This window comes from Virgisporangium ochraceum (genome assembly GCF_016863655.1).
In the GTDB taxonomy this organism is placed as follows: Bacteria; Actinomycetota; Actinomycetes; order Mycobacteriales; family Micromonosporaceae; genus Virgisporangium; species Virgisporangium ochraceum.
The window spans coordinates 61,406-81,188 of the sequence record NZ_BOPH01000021.1; the positions used below are offsets into that span (position 1 = coordinate 61,406).

Consider the following 19,783-nt stretch of genomic DNA (forward strand, 5'->3'; position numbering starts at 1 on the left):
GCTGCGCTCCCCGCACTCCTCAGTCCAGCCGACGCCGGCCCCGAAACCTTACGCACGGACCCTCCTCACGAACATCCCCTGCGGTTTGAACGCGAAGAACACGAGCGCGACGAGCAGCAGCGCGTACGTGTGCGACTGGCCGCCGAAGTAGTACGGGACGAACACCTCCAGACCGCCGAGCAGCAGCCCGCCGAGCAGCGGCGCCCACAACGACCCGGTGCCGCCGACCACCATCGCGAGGAAGCCGCTCAGCGTCCATGCGAGGCCCGACAGCGACCCGACGCCGGCCTTCGGCGCGAACAGGATCCCGGTGACCGCGGCCAGCAGACCCGACACCAGGAACGCGATGAGCCGGATCCGGTTCACCGGAAGGCCGAGCAGCGTGGCGGCGTGCGTGCTGTCGCCGACCGCGCGCAGCAGCCGGCCGGTGCGGGTGTACCGGATCCCCAGTGCCGCCGCGGTGAACACCACCGCGGTCATCCCGAACAGCAGCACCGTGCTCGGCTGCACGGTGCTCGACCCGACCTGCACCGGGTCGAACGTCGCGAGGTTCTGCCCCGGCAGCGTCACGTACCCGAAGAGGTACCCGGCCAGCTGCTGGATCGCGAACAGCACCGCCGCCACCGCGACGAGCGCGGGCAGCTCGCCCTTCCCGGACCGCTTCTGCACCGGTCGCACCACGCCGAGCTCGGTGAGGGCGGCCAGTCCCATCGTCACGAGGACGGCCACCGCGGCGGCCGGCCACACCCCCATGCCCTGCTCGATCACGAGCCAGGACGTGCACAGCCCGCCCATCATCGCGTACGGCCCGATGGCGAAGTTGAAGAAGCCCGCACCCACCAGCGTGAGGTAGTACGCGAGCGCGAGCAGGCCGAAGAAGCAGCCCATCTCCAGCGCCGACAGCCACAGCTGCGGTTGGCCCATCAGATCTCCTGTCGAAAGTGGGGCGCCGCCAGCGACGGCGCCCCACGAGTCGTCAGCACGGAGGCTGGTACGTCCCCCACGGTCCCTTCGGCTTGTTGTCGCTGCCGAACTCGATCAGCGACAGGCCGCACAGCCCGTCGGCGCCGAGGTGCTTGTCGGCGGCGAACGACAGCGTGAAGCTCGACTGACCGAACGTCGCCGGCATTCCCTTGATCTGCTGGATCGCCTCGTTGATCTTCTTCGGGTCGTCGCCGCCGGCCTTCTCGATGGCCGCCTTCAGCAGCTGCACCGTGTCCCAGGCCTGCGCGTCGTACGCGGTGATCTCGTAGTCGTCACCGTTCTTCTTCTTGAGGAACTTCACCAGCTCCTGCGTGCGCGGGTTCTGCGAGTTGATCGACCCCATGAAGATGAGGCCGTTCAACGCGCCCGCGTTCGCGAGCTTCCACGACGACGGCTGGTTGCCGATCGACGCGAGCGAGAACCGCGGCTTGCCCTGCAGCTGCGAGGCGAGCGTGTTCTGCGCCAGCACCTCGAACGCCCCACCGACACTCGTGACGATGACCGCGTCGGGGTTGGCGTTCTTCAACCGGGCGACCTGGGCGGAGAGGTCCGAGGCGTTGGCCGCGCCCTTCTCGTTCGCCACGATCTGCACGCACGACATCTGGTCGAACAGCGCCTTGTTCAGCGCGGAGATGGTGGCGGTGTCGTCGAGGAGGACGCCGAGCTTCTTGATGCCGGCCTTCTCGAACGCTCCACAGTAGACCTTCGCCCAGTCGTTGGTGGTGTTGGCGAGCATGTAGATGAGCTCGTTGTTCGGCGGAGCCACGAGCGTGGCGGTCACGCCGGTCGGCGCGATCGCCGGCAGACCCAGCCCGGCGAGCTGGCCCTTGGCCTGGATGATGGCCGCGCTGCCGCTCTGCAGCAGCAGCACCTTCGCACCCTGGCCGGCCAGCTTCTGCAGCGTCGCCGGCACCTTCGTCGGGTCGCTCTCGTCGTTCTCGACGACGAGCTTGATGGGACGGCCGAGCACGCCGCCCTTGTCGTTGAGGTCCTGCACGGCCGCGCGGATCGTCTTGCCGGCGATGACGCTGTACGACGCGCCGGGGCCGGTGCTGTCCTCGTCCATCCCGACGACGATCGGTTCGCCCTTGGCGCTACCGGTGTCGGGGGTGTCGGTGCCGGAGTTGCTCGGCCCGCATCCGGCGACGGCGAGCGCCAACACGAACACACCGGCTGCGCTCATCCTTCTCAGACCCATATGGCCCACCTTGGTTCTCAGGTCTCGATCTGTCGGGGGTTCGCCGGGTGCTGGCCTGGATGCGACCTCTGGTGCTCGGTCGCGCGTGCGCCGGGTGGCGCCGGTCAACGGATCGGCGGCCGGGGCCTGGTTGGGGGCCCCGCGTCGGTGATGTAGCAAGCGCTTGTTTGTGTCATCCTGCTTACGGGCATGCTTCGTGTCAAGCGTCACAACGGCAGACTTGATCACGGAAAGGTCAAGCCGGGGCAGCGCGTCGACCAGCGTCGATGCCCCTGCCTGCAGGCCCGCCATTCCCGCCGATCTCGCAGTTGTGGCCCCCGACAAAGTCGGACATCACACGACATAGTGGCGGCCACAACTGCAAGATCGGCGGCAGAACGGCGCCGGGGCGCGGGGGCGGGCTAGGGAGCCGGGACGTCGACCGGGGTGGAGAGGATGCGGCCGGTGCGGGTGCGGCGGGACTCCTCCGGCATCCACGTCGCGGCCACGCAGACGAACAGGGTGCGGCCGTCGGGTCCGCCGAGCACGCACGAGTACGCGCCGGCGTCGCCGGTCGAGCGCCGGTCCAGGATCTCTCCCCCCTCGCGGACCCGGATGACCTCGTTCGTCGACCACGACGCGAACCACACCGCGCCCTCGGCGTCGACGCAGAGTCCGTCGGGCGACTCGGGTCCGAACTCCGCGAACAGCCGCCGGTTGCCCAGCGTCCCGTCCGGGGCGACGTCGAACGCGGTGAGCCGGGGCGGTTCGGCGCGCGTCTCGGCGATGACGAACGTGCCGTCGACGACGGCCGCGCCGTTCGGGAACTCCAGCGCCGACGCGGCGACCGCGACCGTGCCGTCCGGGTGCACGAGCGCGAGGTCCGCCGGCGTGACCGGGGTGCCGGGCGCGGTGCCATCGCCGAAGTTGCCCACGTACGCGCGTCCCCGCGCGTCGACCACCATGTCGTTGCAGTGCCACGTCGCCACGTGGGTGAGGTCGGCGTGCTCGACGAGGCCGTCGGGGTCGAGGCGCAGGACCTTGCGGTCGTGCATCGAGACGACGAGCAGCCGCCCGTCCGGCAGCCAACCGAGCCCGGCCGGATGACCCGGCACGTGCGCCACCTCGGTGACACTTCCGGGGCCGTCGACGCGGAACACGCGCTCGTCGTGCATGTCGGAGAACCAGAGGTGCCCGTCGTGCCAACGGGCCGCCTCGGGGAACGCGAGACCGGTGACGTGCTCCTCGAACATCTCGACCTCCGGTTATGCTCTGGCACGATCGTAGCAAGCGCTTGGTTGGAGGCCTCCATGCCGGACATCGCCCTCGGGTTCCACCCCGGAGACACGATTCTCGTCACGGGTGCCGGCAGCGGCATCGGCCGTTCGGTGGCCGTGCAGGCCGCGGCGGTCGGGTTGCGCGTCTCGGCGTGGGACCTCAACCCCGTGACGCTGGCGGCCACCGTCGACACCGTCACCGCCGCCGGGGGCACGGCGGTCGCCGTCGTGGCCGATGTCGGCGATCCGGTCGCGGTCGCGGCCGGCTTCGAGGTGACCGGCACAGCGCGCTTCCTCGTGAACAACGCGGGACCGCCGAGCGCCGTCGACCTCGAGTTCGAGGCGGCCCTGTCCCTCGCCGTGGGCAGCATGCGCCGGATGACCGAGGCGTGGCTCGCCACCCACCCGCCCGAGGGCGCCAGCCTGGTCAACCTGGCGTCGGTCGCCGGCAACTGGATCGGCACCGGCTCCGACTGGTACACCACCGCCAAGGCCGCGATCGCCGGCTACACCCGCTACCTGGCCGCCCACCGCAGCGGCGAGGTCCGCGCGAACGCCGTCGCGCCGGGAATGACCGACACGCCGCGGATCGCCGGCTTCGCCGACAGCCCGATGGGCCAGCGCGTCCTCGACCGGATCCCGTTCCACCGCATGGGCCACCCCGACGAGGTCGCCTGGGCCATCCTGTTCCTGCTGTCCCCGCTGGCGTCCTACATCAACGGCGCCCTGCTCCCGGTCGACGGCGGCTGGATGGTCACGCAGTAGCCGACCGGTCCGCTGTCCAGGCCGGTATAGGCCAGTATGAAAATGAGTCTTGACTTGCACGCCCGTCGATCGTAATTTTCTTCATCAACGAAGGTTGGTGAAAGGAATTTTGATGACGGCGGTGCAGATCCAGGGGATCGTCGGGCGGTTGCGGACCGAGCTGCCCGGCCTGCCCGACGCCCTGGCCCGCATCGCCGAGCAGATCCTGGAGGACCCGGCCGAGGCGGCACAGGCGTCGATCGTCGACCTGGCCGAGCGGGCCGGCACGTCCACCGCCACCGTCACCCGGTTCTGCCGGGTCCTGGGGTTTAAGGGCTACGCGGCGCTGCGGGTGGCCCTCGCGGCGGAGAGCGGCCGCCAGGAGCAGGCCCGGTGGGAGACCGACATCGGGCAGGAGATCGGCCCCGGCGACCCGCTCGACCGGGTCCTCGGCATCATCGCCGGCGCCGACTCGCGCGCCATCCAGGAGACGGCCGCCCGCCTCGACCTCGACGGCGTGGCCCGCCTCGCCGACGCGATCGCGGTCGCCGGCCGGGTGGAGCTGTTCGGGCTCGGCAGCAGCGGCGCCGCCGCGCGCGAGATGGCCTTCCGGCTCGAACGCATCCGCATCCCGGTGTGGTACCGGGAGGACGCGCACAAGGCGCTCACCAACGCCGCGCTGCTCGGCCCCGGCGACGTCGCGATCGGGCTGTCGCACAGCGGCCGCACGCGGGAGGTCATCGAGACGCTCGCGGAGGCGGGGTCGCAGGGCGCGTTGACGGTCGCGGTGACGTCGTACGAGCGCTCGCCGCTGGCCGAGACCGCCGAGATCTCGCTCATCACCGCCGTGCACGAGACCACGTTCCGGCTCGCCGCGTTGGCGGCGCTGCACTCCCAGCTCGTGGCCCTCGACCTCATCTACGTCGCGGTCGCCCAGCGCACGTACCAGCGCACCACGGAGGCGTTCGAGGTGACCGCGCGGGCGGTCGACGCGCACCGGGTGCCGGACGAACCGGGTGGCCGCCGCCGCAAACCCCGTCGAGCATGAGGAGCCCCACATGACAGGCCGCGACTACCTGGCGACGATCACCGAGATCGTCGCGAAGGTCGGCACCGAACAGGCCGGCAACGTCGGCCGGGCCGCCGACCTGCTGGTCGCCGCGCTCGACGCCGGCGGGGTCATTCAGGCGTTCGGCTCCGGGCACTCGGAGGCCCTCGCCATGGAGATCGCCGGCCGCGCCGGCGGGCTGGTGCCGACCAACCGCATCGCGCTGCGCGACATCGTGCTCTTCGGCGGCGAGCCGCGCGAGGTGCTCGAGGACCCGTTGCTGGAACGCGATCCCAGCGTCGCGCGGAGGATGTACGACCTGGCCGCGATCGACCCCCGCGACGCCTTCGTCGTCGCCTCGAACTCCGGCGTGAACGGCGTCGTCGTGGAACTGGCCCTCCTCATCAAGGAGCGCGGCCACGGGCTGATCGCCGTCACGTCGTTGGAGCACTCCGGCCGGGTGACGCCACTGCACCCGTCCGGACGCCGGCTCTCCGAGATCGCCGACGTGGTGCTGGACAACGGCGCCCCGTACGGCGACACCGCGCTGCCCAACGGCACCGGCGCGGTCTCCTCGGTCACCGGCGCGGTGCTGGCCCAGCAGCTCGTGGCCGAGGTGGTCGACCGCCTCGCCGCCGCCGGACAGACACCGCCGATCTACCGGTCCGCCAACACCCCGGGCGGGCACGACCACAACCTGGAGCTGGAGGCCCGGTACGCGGGCCGCATCCGGCGCCTGGCCTAACTCCCCACCCCACCCAGCGGTACCACGAACCGGGCCCGACCCGCCCGGTCGATGGACCCTGCCGGAAATCGACGCCAAGGAGTCCCCCGGTGTCCACTCGACGAACCCTCCTGGCCGGCGCGAGCGCGCTCGCCCTCACCGCCTGTGCCACCAACGCCGGGAAGTCCGGCGACGGCGATTCGAACGGCGGCGGCCGCAAGGGCGCGGCCACGAATGAGAACCCGCTCGGCGTCGCGTCCGACGCGCCGCTCGAGGTCGTCATCTTCAAGGGCGGCTACGGCGACCAGTACGCCCAGCAGGCCCGCGACGGCTACCGGCAGCGCCACGCCAAGGCGACCATCGACTACAAGGCCATCCAGCGCGTCGGCGAGGTGCTGCAGCCGCGCTTCATCTCCGACAGCCCACCCGACGTCGTCGACAACACCGGTGCGGGCCGCCTCGACCTGGCCACGCTCGTCACGTCGAACAAGCTGCGCGACCTGGGCGAGCTTCTCGACGCGCCCAGCCTCGACGACCCCACCGTGAAGGTGCGCGACACGCTGCTGCCCGGCGTGGTCGACGAGGGCACCTACGACGGCAAGCCGTTGGTGCTCAACTACGCCTCGGTGCTGTGGGGCATCTGGTACTCGAAGTCGCTGTTCGCCCAGCGCGGCTGGACCTACCCGAAGACGTGGGCCGACATGCTCACGCTCTGCGGCGAGATGAAGAAGGCCGGCGTCGCGCCGTGGACGTGGCAGGGCAAGTACCCCGAGTACATGAACGACCCGCTGATCTCGTTGGCCGCCAAGGCCGGCGGGCAGGACCTCGTGAAGAGCGTCGACAACCTCGAACCGAACGCGTGGAAGAGCCCGGCGATGACCGCCGCGGTCACCGCGGTCCACGAGCTCGTCGCGCGCGGCTACGTGATGACCGGCTCGGAAGGGCTGTCGCACACCGAGGCGCAGAACGCGTGGAGCAAGGGCCAGGCGGCGTTCATCCCGTGCGGGTCGTGGCTGGAGAGCGAGCAGGAGCAGGTGACCACGCCGGGCTTCGACATGGTGATGGCGACCGTCCCGGAGCTCACCGGAAGCGACAAGCTGCCGGCCGGCGCCGTGATGTCGGCGAGCAGCGAGTCGTTCCTGGTGCCCGCCAGGGCGAAGAACGGCCAGGGCGGCCTGGAGTACCTGCGGATCCTGCTCTCCCGCGACATCGCGAAGGGGTTCGCGCAGAACTCGAAGGCGCTGCCCGTCGTGAAGGGTGCGACCGACGGGCTGACCCTCTCCAGTGGACTGTCGTCCGTGGCCGGTGCCGCGAAGAGCAGGGACCTGTTCGGGTACCGCTTCCGCACCTGGTACCCCGCGCTGGCCAAGGGCCTCGACGACGCGACCGGCGAGCTGATGGCCGGCCGCGCGACGCCCGCCCAGTGGGCCGACCGGGTACAGAAGGCCGCCGACGACGTGGCGAAGGACTCGTCGGTCACCAGGCGCAAGCGGTAGCCGAATGCGACACGGCCGGTTCCGGTTCCTCGCCGGAGCGATGATCCCGCCCCTGGCGCTCTACGGGCTGTTCGTGTTGTGGCCCTACGCCCAGGCGTTCTACCTGGCGTTCACCGACTTCGACGGCGTGTCGGCCGACGTGAACCTGGTGTGGTTCGACAACTTCACCCGGCTGTGGGACGACCGGTTGTTCCGCGCCGGTCTCACCCACACCGCGGTGCTCGTCGCCGTGGTGCCGCCGGCCACCGTCGCACTGGGACTGTTCCTCGCCGCAGCCACTCGCGCGGGGCGGGTAGCGCGGGCCTACCGGGTCGTGTACTTCTTCCCCCAGCTGCTGTCGGTCGCGATCGTGGCCGTGCTGTGGCAGTTCGTCTACACGCCGAACTCCGGTCTGCTCAACGGTTTCCTGCGGGCGGTCGGACTCGACGGCCGCACCTGGCTCGCGGAGCCGGACCTCGCGCTGTGGTGCGTGACCGCCGCGATCATCTGGTCGGCGGTCGGGTTCTACGTGGTGCTGTTCGCCGCCGCGATGGACGCGATCCCGCAGCACATCGTCGAGGCCGCCCGCATCGACGGCGCCGGACCGGTCGAGCTGTTCCTCCGCATCACGCTGCCGCTGGTGTGGGACAGCGTGCAGGTGGCCTTCGTCTACCTCGGAATCCTGGCGCTGGACGGGTTCGCGCTCGTCCAGATCATGACGGTCGGACCGGGTGGACCCGACAACAGCACCGAGGTGATCGGGTTGACGCTGTACCGCACCGCGTTCACGTACGGGAAGTTCGGCTACGCGTCGGCGATGGGGGTCGTGCTGTTCTTCCTCAGCCTGACCCTCGCCGTGCTGGCGATGCGGTCGACCCGCCGCGAGTCGGTGGAGCTGGCATGAGAAGGCCCCTGGTGCACCTCGCGCTGGCGACGTGGGCGGTGCTGGTCTCGTTCCCCTTGCTCTGGGCGGTGGTCTCGTCGTTGAAGTCCGACGCCGAGATCTTCGACAGCCCGTGGTCGCTGCCCGCGTCGCCGCAGTTCGGCAACTGGGCACGGGCGTGGGAGGAGGCGTCGATCGGGCGCTACCTGCTCAACACGGTGGTCGTGGTGGGCGGTGCGCTGGTGCTCACCATGCTCGGCGGCTCACTCGTCGCGTACTGCCTGGCGCGGTACCGGTTCCCGGGCAACCGGGTCATCTACTACACGCTCGTCGCGGGGATGCTGTTCCCGGTCTTCCTCGCGCTCGTCCCGCTGTTCTTCGTGGTCGACCAGCTCGGGCTGCTCGGCACGTACCACGGGCTGATCCTGGTGTACGCGGCGTACGCGTTGCCGTTCACCGTGTTCTTCCTGCACTCGTTCTTCCGCTCGCTGCCGGGCGAGGTCGCCGAGGCCGCCTTCCTCGACGGCTGCTCGCACGCGGGAGTGTTCTTCCGCGTCATGCTGCCGATGGCCCGGCCGGGCCTGCTCAGCGTCGGCATCTTCAACGTGGTCGGCCTGTGGAACCAGTACCTGCTGCCGTTGGCGCTCAACCCCGAGCCCGACCGGTACGTGCTGGCCCAGGGGCTGGCGTTCCTGGCCGTGAGCCAGGGCTACCGCAGCGACTGGAGCGGGCTGTTCGCCGGCCTGGTCATCGCGATGCTCCCCGTTCTCGTCGCCTATCTCCTCTTCCAACGGCAGATCCGGGCCGGTCTCACCGCGGGGGCGGTGAGGTAGCGCCCGTTTGCACTCCTTCTCCAACCCCCTCCCCCGAATGGAGTGAAGGACGTGAAACCGCCCAGAAAGATGGTCAGCTCGCTGACCGCGTCCATGGTGGCGCTCGCGGCCGGCACCGTTGCCGCGGCCGTGTTCGTCACCACCACCCCCGGAACGGCCAGCGCCGCCGAGTGCAAGGCGCTGTTCGACGACTTCAGCTACAGCGGACCGGCCGACCCTCTCATCAGCCAGCGCGGCTGGACGGTGCGCACCAACGCCGGCGGCCCCGGCGTACCGGGCGCGTCGTGGCCGGCGTCGAACGTCTCGTTCCCCACGGTCGACGGTGCGAAGGGCCTGCAGCTGCAGGCCTCCACCGACGGCACCGGGGCCGGCACCAGCCAGGCCGAGTTCCTGCACCAGCGCAAGTTCTTCGAGGGCACGTACGCGGCGCGCGTCAAGTTCGCCGACGCCCCGGTGACCGGCAACGACGGCGACCACCTCGTGGAGACGTTCTTCACGATTACCCCGCTGAACGCCCCGATGGACCCCGACTACGGCGAGATCGACTTCGAGTACCTGCCCAACGGAGGGTGGGGCGAACCGGCCAACATCTTCTACCAGACCACGTGGGAGACCTACCGGCCCGACCCGTGGGAGGCCGTGAACACCCACACCGAGCAGCGTCAGAGCTTCGCCGGCTGGCACGACCTGCAGTTCACCGTGTCGGGCGGCCACGTGAAGTACTACGTCGACGGCGCGCTCGTCGCCGACCACAGCGGCATCTACTACCCCGAGACGCCGATGTCGATCAACTTCAACCTGTGGTTCATCGACACCGCCGCGCACTCCGGTGGCACCTCGACGTACCGGCAGCAGGTCGACTTCCTGTACCACACGGTCAACGAGGTGCTGTCGCCCGCGGAGGTCGCCGCGCGGGTGGCCGGCTTCCGGTCGTCGGGCGTCTCGCACCGGGACACCGTCGGCAGCGGCGGGTCGTGCCCGCAGCCGTCGAACCCGGGCTCGCCGTCGAACCCCGGTTCGCCGAGCAACCCGGGGTCGCCGTCGCAGAGCGACCCGGGCAACCCCGGCAACTGCTCGAGTGCTCCACTGTGGACGGTGAACGGCGTCTACACCGGCGGCGCCACGGTGCGCTGGGAGCGCAGCGCCAACGGCAACCCGAACGGCCCGAAGTCCGGTGACGGCGTGCACCTGTGGCGCGCCCGCTGGTGGACCCAGGGCAGCGAACCCGGCTGGACCGCGCAGTGGCAGGACCTCGGCCGCTGCTGAGTGAGACGCCGCTGAGCGAGAATCGGGGCGGGCTCCTGGAGCGGGGGCCCGCCCCGTCACACACACCCGGGGAGGCGCGGTGCTCGTACTCGGAGTCGACATCGGTGGCACGTCCACCCGCGCGCTGGTGACCACGGTCGCCGGCGAGCGCGTGGCGTTCGGCAGTGCCGGCGCCGGCAACCCGGTGACGGTGCCGACGGCCGAGGCGACCGCGAGCCTGCGCGCGGCCCTCGACGCGGCACTGTCCGGTGTGGACCCGGCGGAGATCCGGGCCGTGGTGGCCGGCGCGGCCGGCGCCTCCCACGCGGACCCGATCGGGCGGACGATCCGCGACGCGGGCATCGGCTGCCCGGTACGCGTGGTCGGCGACGCCGTCACCGCGTACGCCGCGGGCACCGACGAGCCCACCGGAACCGTGCTCATCGCCGGCACCGGCGCGGTCGCCGCCCGCGTCGGGGACGGGAACCTGGTGCGTACGGCCGACGGCCTCGGCTGGCTCCTCGGCGACCTGGGGTCGGCGTTCTGGATCGGCCGCGAAGCGGCCGTGGCCACGGCCGACCGGTACTACGACGGAGCGTCCGCGACGCCGCTCACCCGCGCGGTCGGGGCCGCCCTCGGCGTCGACGACGCGACCGGTGTGTCCACGGTGGACGGAGACGCGGTCGTCGCCGCGGTCTACCGTCGCGAGCCGAGAGCACTGGCGGCACTGGCGCCGCTGGTCACCGCGGCGGCCGGTGACCCGGGGGCGGAGCGGATCCTCGACGGGGCGGCCGCCCACCTGCATGCCACCGTGTCCCGGGTCCTCGGCGACGGCCCACTGGTACTGGCCGGCGGCGTCCTGCGTCACTGCGCACCGGTGCGCGAAGGGCTACTACGCCGGCTGGACCCGCGGGTACGCGTGAGCACCGCGGAGGCCGGCGAGGTCGGCGCGGCCCGCCTCGCCCGACGGCTGGTGGCCCAGCTACCGCGTACGGACGGCCGGGCCGAGGCGCAGCACCGCCGCCGCGAGTAGCCCCACCCCCAGCGCTCCCACGGCCGCGCCGGCGGCGTCGACCAGCCAGTGCTCGGCGAGCACTATGCGGCTCGCCGCGACGAGCGTCACCGCGGTCAGGGCGCCCGCCAGGGCGGCCCGGTGCCAGGCGCGCCCCAGCTGCCCGTAGAGCAGCACGGCCGCGAACCCGACCGCCGTGACGACCGCGACGTGCCCGCTCGGGTACGTTCCCAGCTGCGGCTGCTGCGGCGGACCCGGACGCAGGAACAGGCCCTGCAGCAGCAGGACCGACGCCGCCAACGGCACCGTGGCCACGACCCGGCCGACCCGGGCTCCACGACCCCTCCGCCGGAGAACCGCGACCGCTCCGGCCACCAACGCGACGAGGCACAGCAGCGTCCCCGCGCCGCTGACCGCCGCGGCCACGGCCGCCGGCCGGGTACCGGGTGCGGCCGAGGCGTGCGCGACCAGCCACGCGTCGGCGGGCGGAACGACGTCGCGCAGGAGCACCCCGGCCACCACCACCGCGGCGAGCATGCCCGCGCCGAGACCCGCCCACCTGATCCGTCGAACTCGATCCATCGGACGAGTGTTGGCCCGGTGCCGCCCCGGTCACATCGGTGGAAATCCCCGAGGCGCCCCTGACATCAGCGCGACAGGGCCTTCTCCAGCTCCGACTTCGACATCGACGAGCGGCCCTTGATGTTGCGCTTCTTCGCCTCGTTGTAGAGCTGTTCCTTCGTGCGCCCCTGCGCGCCGCTGTGCGAGCGCTTGCCGCCGCGGTGACCCGACGACACGTCGTCGATCGACGACCGGCTCGCGGTGCGCGACTCGCCCGAGCGGGCGCGCTCCTTGTTCACCGTGCGCGCGGCCATCTCCGTCGCGCGCTTCTTCGGCATGCCCCGCTTCTGCGCGCTCTCCTTGATGTGCTCGTACTGGCGCTCGCGCTTGGGGCTCGATCCGGCAGGCATGGCAGACCTCCTCCTTGTCAGACAGGAGAATTCCCGACGGTCGAGCCCCGAAACCCGTCGGTCAGGCGATCTCCAGTATCAGGTCGCCGCCCTCCACCTGCTGCACCTTGCCGATCGCCACGCGCGTCACCGTTCCGCCGCGCTGGGCGGTGATGGCCGCCTCCATCTTCATCGCCTCGATCGTCGCGACGGTCTGGCCCTCGGCCACCTCGTCGCCGTCGCCGACCTGCAGCGTCACCACACCGGCGAACGGCGCCGGCAGGTGCGCCGGGTTGGACCGGTCGGCCTTCTCCGCCGCCTTGACGTCGGTGTGGATCGACGCGTCGCGCACCGTCACCGTGCGGATCTGCCCGTTCAGCGTCGCGAGCACCGTGCGGTAGCCGCGCGCGTCCGCCTCGCTGATCGCCTCCAGGTGGATGAGCAGCGTGACGCCGGGCTCCAACGTCACGGTGTGCTCGATGCCGGGCTCGAGGCCGTAGAAGAAGTCCTTGCTCGACAGCACCGACGTGTCGCCGTAGGCGTCGCGGTGGGTCGTGAACTCCTTCGCCGGCCCCGGGAACAGCAGCTGGTTCAGCGTCGCGCGGCGCGCGGTCCGCAGGCCCTCGCGGTCGGCGTCGGTCAGGTCGGCGACCCGGCGCGGCGCCGACCGGCCCTGCAACGCGCGGGTGCGGAACGGCTCGGGCCAGCCGCCCGGCGGGTCACCCAGCTCGCCGTGCAGGAACCCGATCACCGAGTCGGGTACGTCGAACCTGCCCGGTTCGGCCTCGAAGTCCTCGGGACGCACACCGGCGCCGACCAGGTGCAGCGCCAGGTCACCGACGACCTTCGACGACGGCGTGACCTTCACCAGCCGGCCGAGCATCCGGTCGGCGGCCGCGTAGCAGTCCTCGATGAGCTCGAAGCTGTCGCCCAGCCCCAGCGCGATCGCCTGCTGCCGCAGGTTCGACAGCTGCCCACCCGGGATCTCGTGCGTGTACACGCGCCCCGTCGGCGACGCCAGCCCCGACTCGAACGGCGCGTACACCCTGCGCACGGCCTCCCAGTACGGCTCCAGGTCGCTCACCGCCCGCAGCGACAGCCCGGTGGACCGCTCGGTGTGGTCGGTCGCCGCGACCAGCGCCGACAGCGACGGCTGCGACGTGGTGCCCGCCATCGACGCGACCGCCGCGTCGACCGCGTCGACCCCGGCGTCGATCGCCGCGACAAGCGTCGCCAGCTGCCCGCCGGGGGTGTCGTGGGTGTGCAGGTGCACCGGCAGGTCGAACCGCTCCCGCAGCGCGGTGACCAGCTTCCGGGCGGCCGGCGGACGCAGCAGCCCGGCCATGTCCTTGATCGCCAGGACGTGCGCGCCGGCGCGGACGATCTCGTCGGCGAGCCGCAGGTAGTAGTCCAGCGTGTACAGCCGCTCGTCGGGGTGGCTGAGGTCACCGGTGTAGCAGAGCGCCACCTCCGCCACGGCCGTTCCGGTGGCGCGCACCGCCTCGATCGCCGGCCGCATCTGGTCGACGTCGTTCAACGCGTCGAAGATGCGGAAGATGTCCATTCCCGAGGCGGCCGCCTCCTCGACGAACGCCGACGTCACCTCGGTCGGGTACGGGGTGTACCCGACGGTGTTGCGGCCCCGGAGCAGCATCTGCGTGCACAGGTTCGGCACCGCCTCGCGCAGCGCCGCCAGCCGTTCCCACGGGTCCTCCGCGAGGAACCGCAGCGCGACGTCGTACGTGGCGCCGCCCCAGCACTCCAGCGACAGCAGCTGCGGGGCGATCCGGGCCACGTACGGCGCCACGGCGAGCAGGTCACGGGTCCGGACCCGCGTGGCGACCAGGCTCTGGTGCGCGTCCCGGAACGTCGTGTCGGTGACCGCGACCTTCACCTGCGACCGTAACCACGACGCGAAGCCCTCCGGGCCGAGCCGCCGCAGCAGCTGCCGCGAGCCCCCCGCGGGCGCGGCCTCGAGGTCGACCTTCGGCAGCTTCTCGACCGGCTCGATCACCTGCGGGCGCGGGCCGTGCGGCCGGTTCACCGTGGTCTCCGCGAGGTAGTTGAGCATGCGGGTGCCGCGGTCGGCGCTCGGACGGGCCTTCAGCAGGTGCGGACGCTCGTCGATGAAGCTCGTGGTGACGCGGCCGGCCTGGAAGTCGGGATCGTCGAGCACCGCGGCGAGGAACGCCAGGTTGCTCGACACGCCCCGGATGCGGAACTCCGCGATCGCCCGGCGCGCCCGGCGCACCGCGTTGGTGAAGTCGTGGCCGGTGCAGGTGAGCTTCACGAGCATCGAGTCGAAGTGGGCGCTGACCTCGGCACCGGTGTGCACCGTGCCACCGTCGAGCCGCACGCCCGGGCCGCCGGGCGAACGGTAGGCGCTCACCGTGCCCGTGTCGGGGCGGAAGCCGTTGGCCGGGTCCTCCGTGGTGATGCGGCACTGCAGCGCCGCGCCACTCACCGTGATCTGGTCCTGCGTCAGGTTGAGACCGGGCAGGGACATCCCGGACGCGATGCGCAGCTGGGCGATCACCAGGTCGCGCTCGGTGACCTGCTCGGTGACCGTGTGCTCGACCTGGATCCGCGGATTCATCTCGATGAAGACGTGGTTGCCGTCGCGGTCGAGCAGGAACTCCACGGTGCCGGCGTTCACGTAGCCGATCGCGCGGGCGAAGTTCACCGCGTCCGCGCAGATCCGCGCCCGCAGCTCCGGGTCGAGGTGCGGCGCCGGCGCGATCTCCACGACCTTCTGGTGCCGGCGCTGCACCGAGCAGTCCCGCTCGTACAGGTGCGAGACGTTGCCGTGGGCGTCCGCGAGAATCTGCACCTCGATGTGGCGCGGGTCGACGACCGCCTGCTCCAGGAACACGGTGCCGTCGCCGAACGCCGAGCGCGCCTCGCGCGAGGCGGCCTCGATCGACTCCCGGAGGTCCTTCGGCTCGGTGACGCGCCGCATGCCGCGCCCGCCACCACCGGCGACCGCCTTGACGAAGACCGGGAAGCCGATCGCCTCCGCTCTTGTGACCAGTTCGTCGATGTCCTCGGACGGCTCCGACGACTTCAGCGTGGGTACGTTGGCGGCCTTCGCCGCGGCGACCGCGCGGGCCTTGTTGCCGGTGAGGTGCAGCACGTCGGACGGCGGACCGACGAACGTGATCCCGTGCTCGGCACACGCGGCGGCCAGGTCGGGGTTCTCGGACAGGAAGCCGTAGCCCGGGTACACCGCGTCGGCCCCGGCGAGCTTCGCCGCCCGGATGATCTCGTCGACGTCGAGGTAGGCGCGCACCGGATGCCCGCGCTCCCCGATCAGGTACGCCTCGTCGGCCTTGGCCCGGTGCAGCGAGTTGCGATCCTCGTGCGGGAACACCGCGACGGTGGAGATTCCGAGCTCGTAGGCGGCACGGAACGCGCGGATCGCGATCTCGCCCCGGTTGGCGACCAGCATCTTGCGGAACGGTTGGCGCACGGGATCCCATTCTGGCCTTTCGGCGACAGGCGGCAGTGAGCCCGAAATTACCGGTTGACCTGCTCCGAGGCGACAGTCATCCCGATCACGCCCCGGTCGGCGCCGGTCAGCGGCAGGTCGGCGCGGTCGGTCAGCCACCCGGCGACGGCGACGACGCGCCCGGCCGGCCCGGCCATGACCCTCCGGCGTTCGCCGTCGGCGAGCACCGCGTCGAGCCGCATGCGCCCGGCGCGGCGGCCCGGGCGCAGGTCGAGGGCGGTGATCCGGCGCGGCTCGCCCATGACCTCGCCCGACCGGGCCCTGATCTCCACGACCTCCAGCCTCCCGGTGCCCACCAGCCACCCCGAACAGGTGTGGATGGGCTCGCCGAGAAACACCACCATGACCACGCCACCCGTCACGAACAGCGGCAACGCCGCCGCGCTCTCCCATGCCGGCGGGGCCGAGGCGAACAGCTTGAGGCTGCCGACGAAAGGCAGGAGCGACCCGATCCCGAACACCGGGAACCGCGCGAGGTGGGGCCGGCGCCAGATCAGCGTTCCCTGCGGCGCCTCCGGCGACCGCTCCGGGAACCGGGCGCCGCTGACCCCGCTGAGACCGCGCCACCGGCGCGGAAGCGTCAGCGGGGACGCCGGGTCGATCCGGGCCGTGCGCGGGGCGACCGTGGCACCGATCGCGGCGATGAGAGCGGTCCGGTCGGCCAGGGTGCCGAGGTCGGTCACCAGGTGGTCGGCGCCGTCGGACGTGCCGACGACCACCGCCCGGTCGTCCGCCGACAACCGGACCTCCACGATGTCGCGGCGGGCGACGCGGGCCGGCTCGGCGTCCGCGACGCGCGGCCGGTGCCGGACCCACCACAGGTCGGTGTCGTCGGCCCAGACCCGGTCCTCGTGCGGACGCCCCCGGCGCAGACCGCTCACGAACAGCGCCCCGCCCACCACGGCCAACGTCGCACCGAGCGCGAGAAAGGGGCCTCCGATCGCGACCGGCACCTCGTGCCAGAGCCCGATCGACATCGTCAGCAGGGGCAGGCCGTTGCCGCAGCCCAGGATCGCGCCGACCCACACCCGCCCCCGGGCATCGCGGCGCCGCTGATCGCGCCGCGGCTCACGGACCCGCCAGCGCGGGGACGCGTCCGGCCGCCTACGGAAGAGCACCGAGACCCCTCCCCGCACCGGTCAGCGGAAGGTCCGCGCGGTCGGCCAGCCAGCGGGCGAGGGCGGTGCCCCCGCGGCGGCCGCCGACGATCCGGTGGCACCCGCCGTCTTCGAGCACCGCGTCGATCCGCGCTCCCCCGGGCCGCACCCGCAGGGCGACGACCCGGACCGGCGCGCTCACCCGGTCACCCCTCCGGGCCCTGACCCGGACGGCATCGAGCCTGCCGACGCGCACCAGCCACGCCGTCGCGGTGCGGCGGACCTCGCGCGCGATCAGCGCGACCATGCCGCAGACAGCGACGAGCACCAGGAGGACCGTCGGGTACCGCCACGCCGGCGGCACCATGGCCGACCCGGCGAGCCCGTAGACGACCACCAGGTACGTCGTGATCCCGAGTGCCCACGCGCCGGACCCGACCAGCCCGACGAGGACGACCGCGCCACCGCAGACAACGCCGCAGACAACGCCGCAGACAACGCCGCAGACAACGCCGCAGACAACGCCGCAGACATCCCTACCCTCGTCGGTCGGGTCGAAGACGACCGCCAGGACCATCATGGCGGCCCGGAACAGCGAGGCGACGAACAGGAAGGTGGCGACCTTCAACTCGTCGATGCGCCCGCGACGGCGGTCGGTCCTCCGCTCCCGGATCCGCCACGTGGCCACGGCCCGTCCCATGAACGCAGTGTGGTCGACGCTGTCACCCATTGCGAGGGTTCGATGTGGCCGGGTGCGCACGCGCTTAAGCATCCTAGGAGGCTAGGTTGATTCCCCTGGGTCCTCGAGCCGTCGGCTGCCGGAACGGGGGCCCGCGCGGCTCAGCAGAACCGGGCGGAATCGAGCGTGACCGGGAACGGCTCCCCGGCCCGCCACTCCTCACCGGCGCGGACGGTGGTCGTGCGCCGCGTACCCTTCGCTGGTGCGCAGCCCGACCCAGCGCGTCCTCACGCGCGCCGACCTCGACCGGTACGCCGACGCCGCCCTCGGCACCGGGATCCGCGCCGCCACCGAGCTGTCCGGCGGCAGCTTCGCGGCGGTCTGGCGGCTCGACCTCGTCGACGGGCGGTCGGTCGTCCTGAAGGTGGGCCCGGCGCCGGAGACGCCGTTGCTGCGCTACGAAGCCGGCATGATCGCCGCGGAGGCCGAGTACTTCCGGCTCGTCGGCGACCGGGCACCGGTCCCGACGGTGCTGCACCACGACGGCGACGCGATCGTGACGACGCTGCTGCCGGGATCGGCGATCGCGCCCGGAACGGCGCCGGAGGTGCGGCGGCAGCTGGGTGCGGCCGTCGCGGCCATCCACACCGTCACCGGCGGGCGGTTCGGGTACACCGGTGCGCGCCCGAACGCCGACACGTGGTCCGGGGCGTTCGCCGCGATGGTCGAGGACCTGCTCGCCGACGCGGTCGACTGGAAGGTCGCGTTGCCGGTGCCGGCCGACACCGTGCGCGCGACCGTCCGGGCCCACCACGACGTGCTGTCCACTGTGGACCGGCCGGCGCTGCTGCACTTCGACCTGTGGGACGGCAACGTGCTGGCCGACGGCGACCGGCTGACCGGGCTCGTCGACGGCGAGCGCCACCTCTACGGCGACCCCCTGCTCGACCTCGTGTCGCCGGTGCTGTTCCGCCGCGTCGAGGAGGAGCCGGAGAACCCGTTCGCGCACGGCTACTTCGGCGGGCCGGCCACGTTCGACGACTCGGCCCGCCGTCGGCTCGGGCTGTACCGCCTGCACCTGTACCTGCTCATGACCGTCGAGATGCCCAGCCGCGGCATGACCGGCCCGGAGAGCCGGGGGCGCGACGACCTCGTCCGGGCGCTGCTGACCGAGGAGGTCAGCCGGCTGCGTACCTAGCGGCGGCCGCGCGCAGTTCGGCGGCCACGCGGTCACGGACGGGCGGTGGGGCCAGCACCTCCACCGCGTCGCCGAGGCTGAGCACCGACGTCACCGCCCAGTGCTCGTCGTCGAAGGGCAGCGTGAGCTCCACGTCCGCGTCGGTGGTCAGCGGGACCCGGTGCTGCCCGTGCACCGGCACCAGCCGCCGCAGGCGCGGCAGCGCCCGGGGAGCCACCCGCACCGTCACCTCGATCGCGGTCGCCGACTCGTCCTCGAGCTCGCGCCGCGCCCGCGCCCAGGCAGCGGCGAGGTCGAAGTCGCCGGGACGCGCGGCCGGCCCGTCGAGCACCTCGGCGTCGCGCACCCGCGACACCCGGTAGGTGCGCCGTTCCCCGTCGCGCAGCGCCACCAGGTACCAGTCGCCGGCGGCGAGGACGAGCCCGAGCGGGGTCAGCACCCGCGTCGCCGCCCGGCCGCGGCGCTGGTACGTGACGCGCACGAGGCGGTCGCGCCACACCGCGTCGGCGAGCGTCGTCAGGCAGGGCACCGGTTCGGGCGTCCCGTACCACCGCACCGGGTCGAGGTGGAACCGCTCGGCGCTGCGCCGGGCCCGGTCGCGCGCCTCGCCGGTGAGGCTCGCCCACACCTTCACCCGCGCGCCTTCCAACAGCTCGCCGAGCCCGAGCTGGTCGGCCGGGCCGGCGAGGCCGAGGAACGCCAACGCGCCCGCCTCGTCGAGCCCGACGCCGGTGAGCCGGGTGCGGTAGCCGCCGTCGAGCGCGTAGCCGCCCGCCGGTCCCCGCGTCGACCGCACCGGGACCCCCGCCGCCACGAGTGCCTCGACGTCGCGCTGCACCGTGCGTTCACTCACCTCCAGGAGCCGGGCGAGCTCGTGTCCGCTGGCCCGGCCGCGCACCTGCAGCTGCAACAGGAGGGACATCATCCGGGACGCGCGCACAGCGCCATT

Annotated in this window: 18 protein-coding genes; 9 read left to right on the forward strand and 9 right to left on the reverse strand. The window is 72.2% G+C overall.

The window, feature by feature from the left end; all coding sequences use genetic code 11:
• Positions 1–48: 48 nt before the first annotated feature.
• The 3 genes from Voc01_RS08960 to Voc01_RS08970 form a co-directional block, all read right to left on the reverse strand.
• Positions 49–924 carry a branched-chain amino acid ABC transporter permease gene (locus Voc01_RS08960; RefSeq protein WP_203926834.1) on the reverse strand — a complete coding sequence of 292 codons (876 nt, stop codon included), beginning with the start codon at positions 922–924 and terminating at the stop codon, positions 49–51.
• 52 nt (positions 925–976) lie between these two features.
• Positions 977–2,182 (reverse strand): ABC transporter substrate-binding protein, encoded by a 1,206-nt coding sequence (locus Voc01_RS08965; protein ID WP_203926835.1) that lies wholly within the window; start codon positions 2,180–2,182, stop codon positions 977–979.
• A gap of 401 nt (positions 2,183–2,583) precedes the next feature.
• Entirely contained in the window at positions 2,584–3,414 is an 831-nt protein-coding gene (locus tag Voc01_RS08970; RefSeq protein ID WP_203926836.1) for an SMP-30/gluconolactonase/LRE family protein, read from the reverse strand.
• A 57-nt stretch (positions 3,415–3,471) separates the two neighbouring features.
• Here Voc01_RS08970 and Voc01_RS08975 point away from each other — a divergent pair, with 57 nt between their 5' ends.
• From Voc01_RS08975 to Voc01_RS09010, 8 genes are all read left to right on the forward strand, one after another.
• Positions 3,472–4,203, forward strand: coding sequence for an SDR family NAD(P)-dependent oxidoreductase (locus Voc01_RS08975; protein ID WP_203926837.1), 732 nt, complete (start codon positions 3,472–3,474; stop codon positions 4,201–4,203).
• A gap of 112 nt (positions 4,204–4,315) precedes the next feature.
• Positions 4,316–5,230, forward strand: coding sequence for a MurR/RpiR family transcriptional regulator (locus Voc01_RS08980; protein WP_203926838.1), 915 nt, complete (start codon positions 4,316–4,318; stop codon positions 5,228–5,230).
• 10 nt (positions 5,231–5,240) lie between these two features.
• On the forward strand, positions 5,241–5,975 hold the full coding sequence (locus Voc01_RS08985) for a sugar isomerase domain-containing protein (RefSeq protein WP_203926839.1): 735 nt from the start codon (positions 5,241–5,243) through the stop codon (positions 5,973–5,975).
• Between the two features lie 89 nt (positions 5,976–6,064).
• Complete coding sequence (gene ngcE / locus Voc01_RS08990) at positions 6,065–7,450, forward strand: N-acetylglucosamine/diacetylchitobiose ABC transporter substrate-binding protein (protein WP_203926840.1); 1,386 nt, start codon at positions 6,065–6,067, stop codon at positions 7,448–7,450.
• 4 nt (positions 7,451–7,454) lie between these two features.
• Positions 7,455–8,333: a carbohydrate ABC transporter permease gene (locus Voc01_RS08995; protein ID WP_203926841.1), complete on the forward strand. Its 879-nt coding sequence runs from the start codon at positions 7,455–7,457 to the stop codon at positions 8,331–8,333.
• Positions 8,330–9,145 (forward strand): carbohydrate ABC transporter permease, encoded by an 816-nt coding sequence (locus Voc01_RS09000; RefSeq protein WP_203926842.1) that lies wholly within the window; start codon positions 8,330–8,332, stop codon positions 9,143–9,145. Before Voc01_RS08995 ends, Voc01_RS09000 begins: the two co-directional genes overlap by 4 nt.
• Positions 9,146–9,196: 51 nt before the next feature.
• On the forward strand, positions 9,197–10,411 hold the full coding sequence (locus tag Voc01_RS09005; protein WP_239160059.1) for a family 16 glycosylhydrolase: 1,215 nt from the start codon (positions 9,197–9,199) through the stop codon (positions 10,409–10,411).
• A gap of 79 nt (positions 10,412–10,490) precedes the next feature.
• A complete protein-coding gene (locus tag Voc01_RS09010; protein WP_203926843.1) occupies positions 10,491–11,423 on the forward strand; it encodes an N-acetylglucosamine kinase in 933 nt (310 codons plus the stop codon).
• Here Voc01_RS09010 and Voc01_RS09015 read toward each other — a convergent pair.
• From Voc01_RS09015 to Voc01_RS09035, 5 genes are all read right to left on the reverse strand, one after another.
• On the reverse strand, positions 11,373–11,984 hold the full coding sequence (locus Voc01_RS09015) for a phosphatase PAP2 family protein (RefSeq protein WP_203926844.1): 612 nt from the start codon (positions 11,982–11,984) through the stop codon (positions 11,373–11,375). The two genes, Voc01_RS09010 and Voc01_RS09015, sit on opposite strands and share 51 nt — an antisense overlap.
• 65 nt (positions 11,985–12,049) lie before the next feature.
• Positions 12,050–12,373 carry a plasmid stabilization protein gene (locus tag Voc01_RS09020; RefSeq protein WP_203926845.1) on the reverse strand — a complete coding sequence of 108 codons (324 nt, stop codon included), beginning with the start codon at positions 12,371–12,373 and terminating at the stop codon, positions 12,050–12,052.
• A gap of 61 nt (positions 12,374–12,434) precedes the next feature.
• The gene (locus Voc01_RS09025) at positions 12,435–15,821 is read right to left on the reverse strand and encodes a pyruvate carboxylase (RefSeq protein ID WP_239160060.1); all 3,387 of its coding nucleotides are present in this window, start codon (positions 15,819–15,821) and stop codon (positions 12,435–12,437) included.
• A gap of 47 nt (positions 15,822–15,868) precedes the next feature.
• Positions 15,869–16,978 carry a hypothetical protein gene (locus tag Voc01_RS09030; RefSeq protein WP_203926846.1) on the reverse strand — a complete coding sequence of 370 codons (1,110 nt, stop codon included), beginning with the start codon at positions 16,976–16,978 and terminating at the stop codon, positions 15,869–15,871.
• The gene (locus Voc01_RS09035) at positions 16,965–17,657 is read right to left on the reverse strand and encodes a hypothetical protein (protein ID WP_203926847.1); all 693 of its coding nucleotides are present in this window, start codon (positions 17,655–17,657) and stop codon (positions 16,965–16,967) included. Before Voc01_RS09035 ends, Voc01_RS09030 begins: the two co-directional genes overlap by 14 nt.
• A gap of 241 nt (positions 17,658–17,898) precedes the next feature.
• Between Voc01_RS09035 and Voc01_RS09040 the strand changes: the two genes are divergently transcribed.
• Positions 17,899–18,834 carry an aminoglycoside phosphotransferase family protein gene (locus Voc01_RS09040; RefSeq protein WP_239160061.1) on the forward strand — a complete coding sequence of 312 codons (936 nt, stop codon included), beginning with the start codon at positions 17,899–17,901 and terminating at the stop codon, positions 18,832–18,834.
• On the opposite strand, the gene Voc01_RS09045 is transcribed toward Voc01_RS09040, so the two are convergent.
• Positions 18,815–19,774 carry a helix-turn-helix transcriptional regulator gene (locus tag Voc01_RS09045; RefSeq protein ID WP_203926848.1) on the reverse strand — a complete coding sequence of 320 codons (960 nt, stop codon included), beginning with the start codon at positions 19,772–19,774 and terminating at the stop codon, positions 18,815–18,817. The genes Voc01_RS09040 and Voc01_RS09045 overlap by 20 nt on opposite strands.
• Between the last annotated feature and the right edge of the window lie 9 nt (positions 19,775–19,783).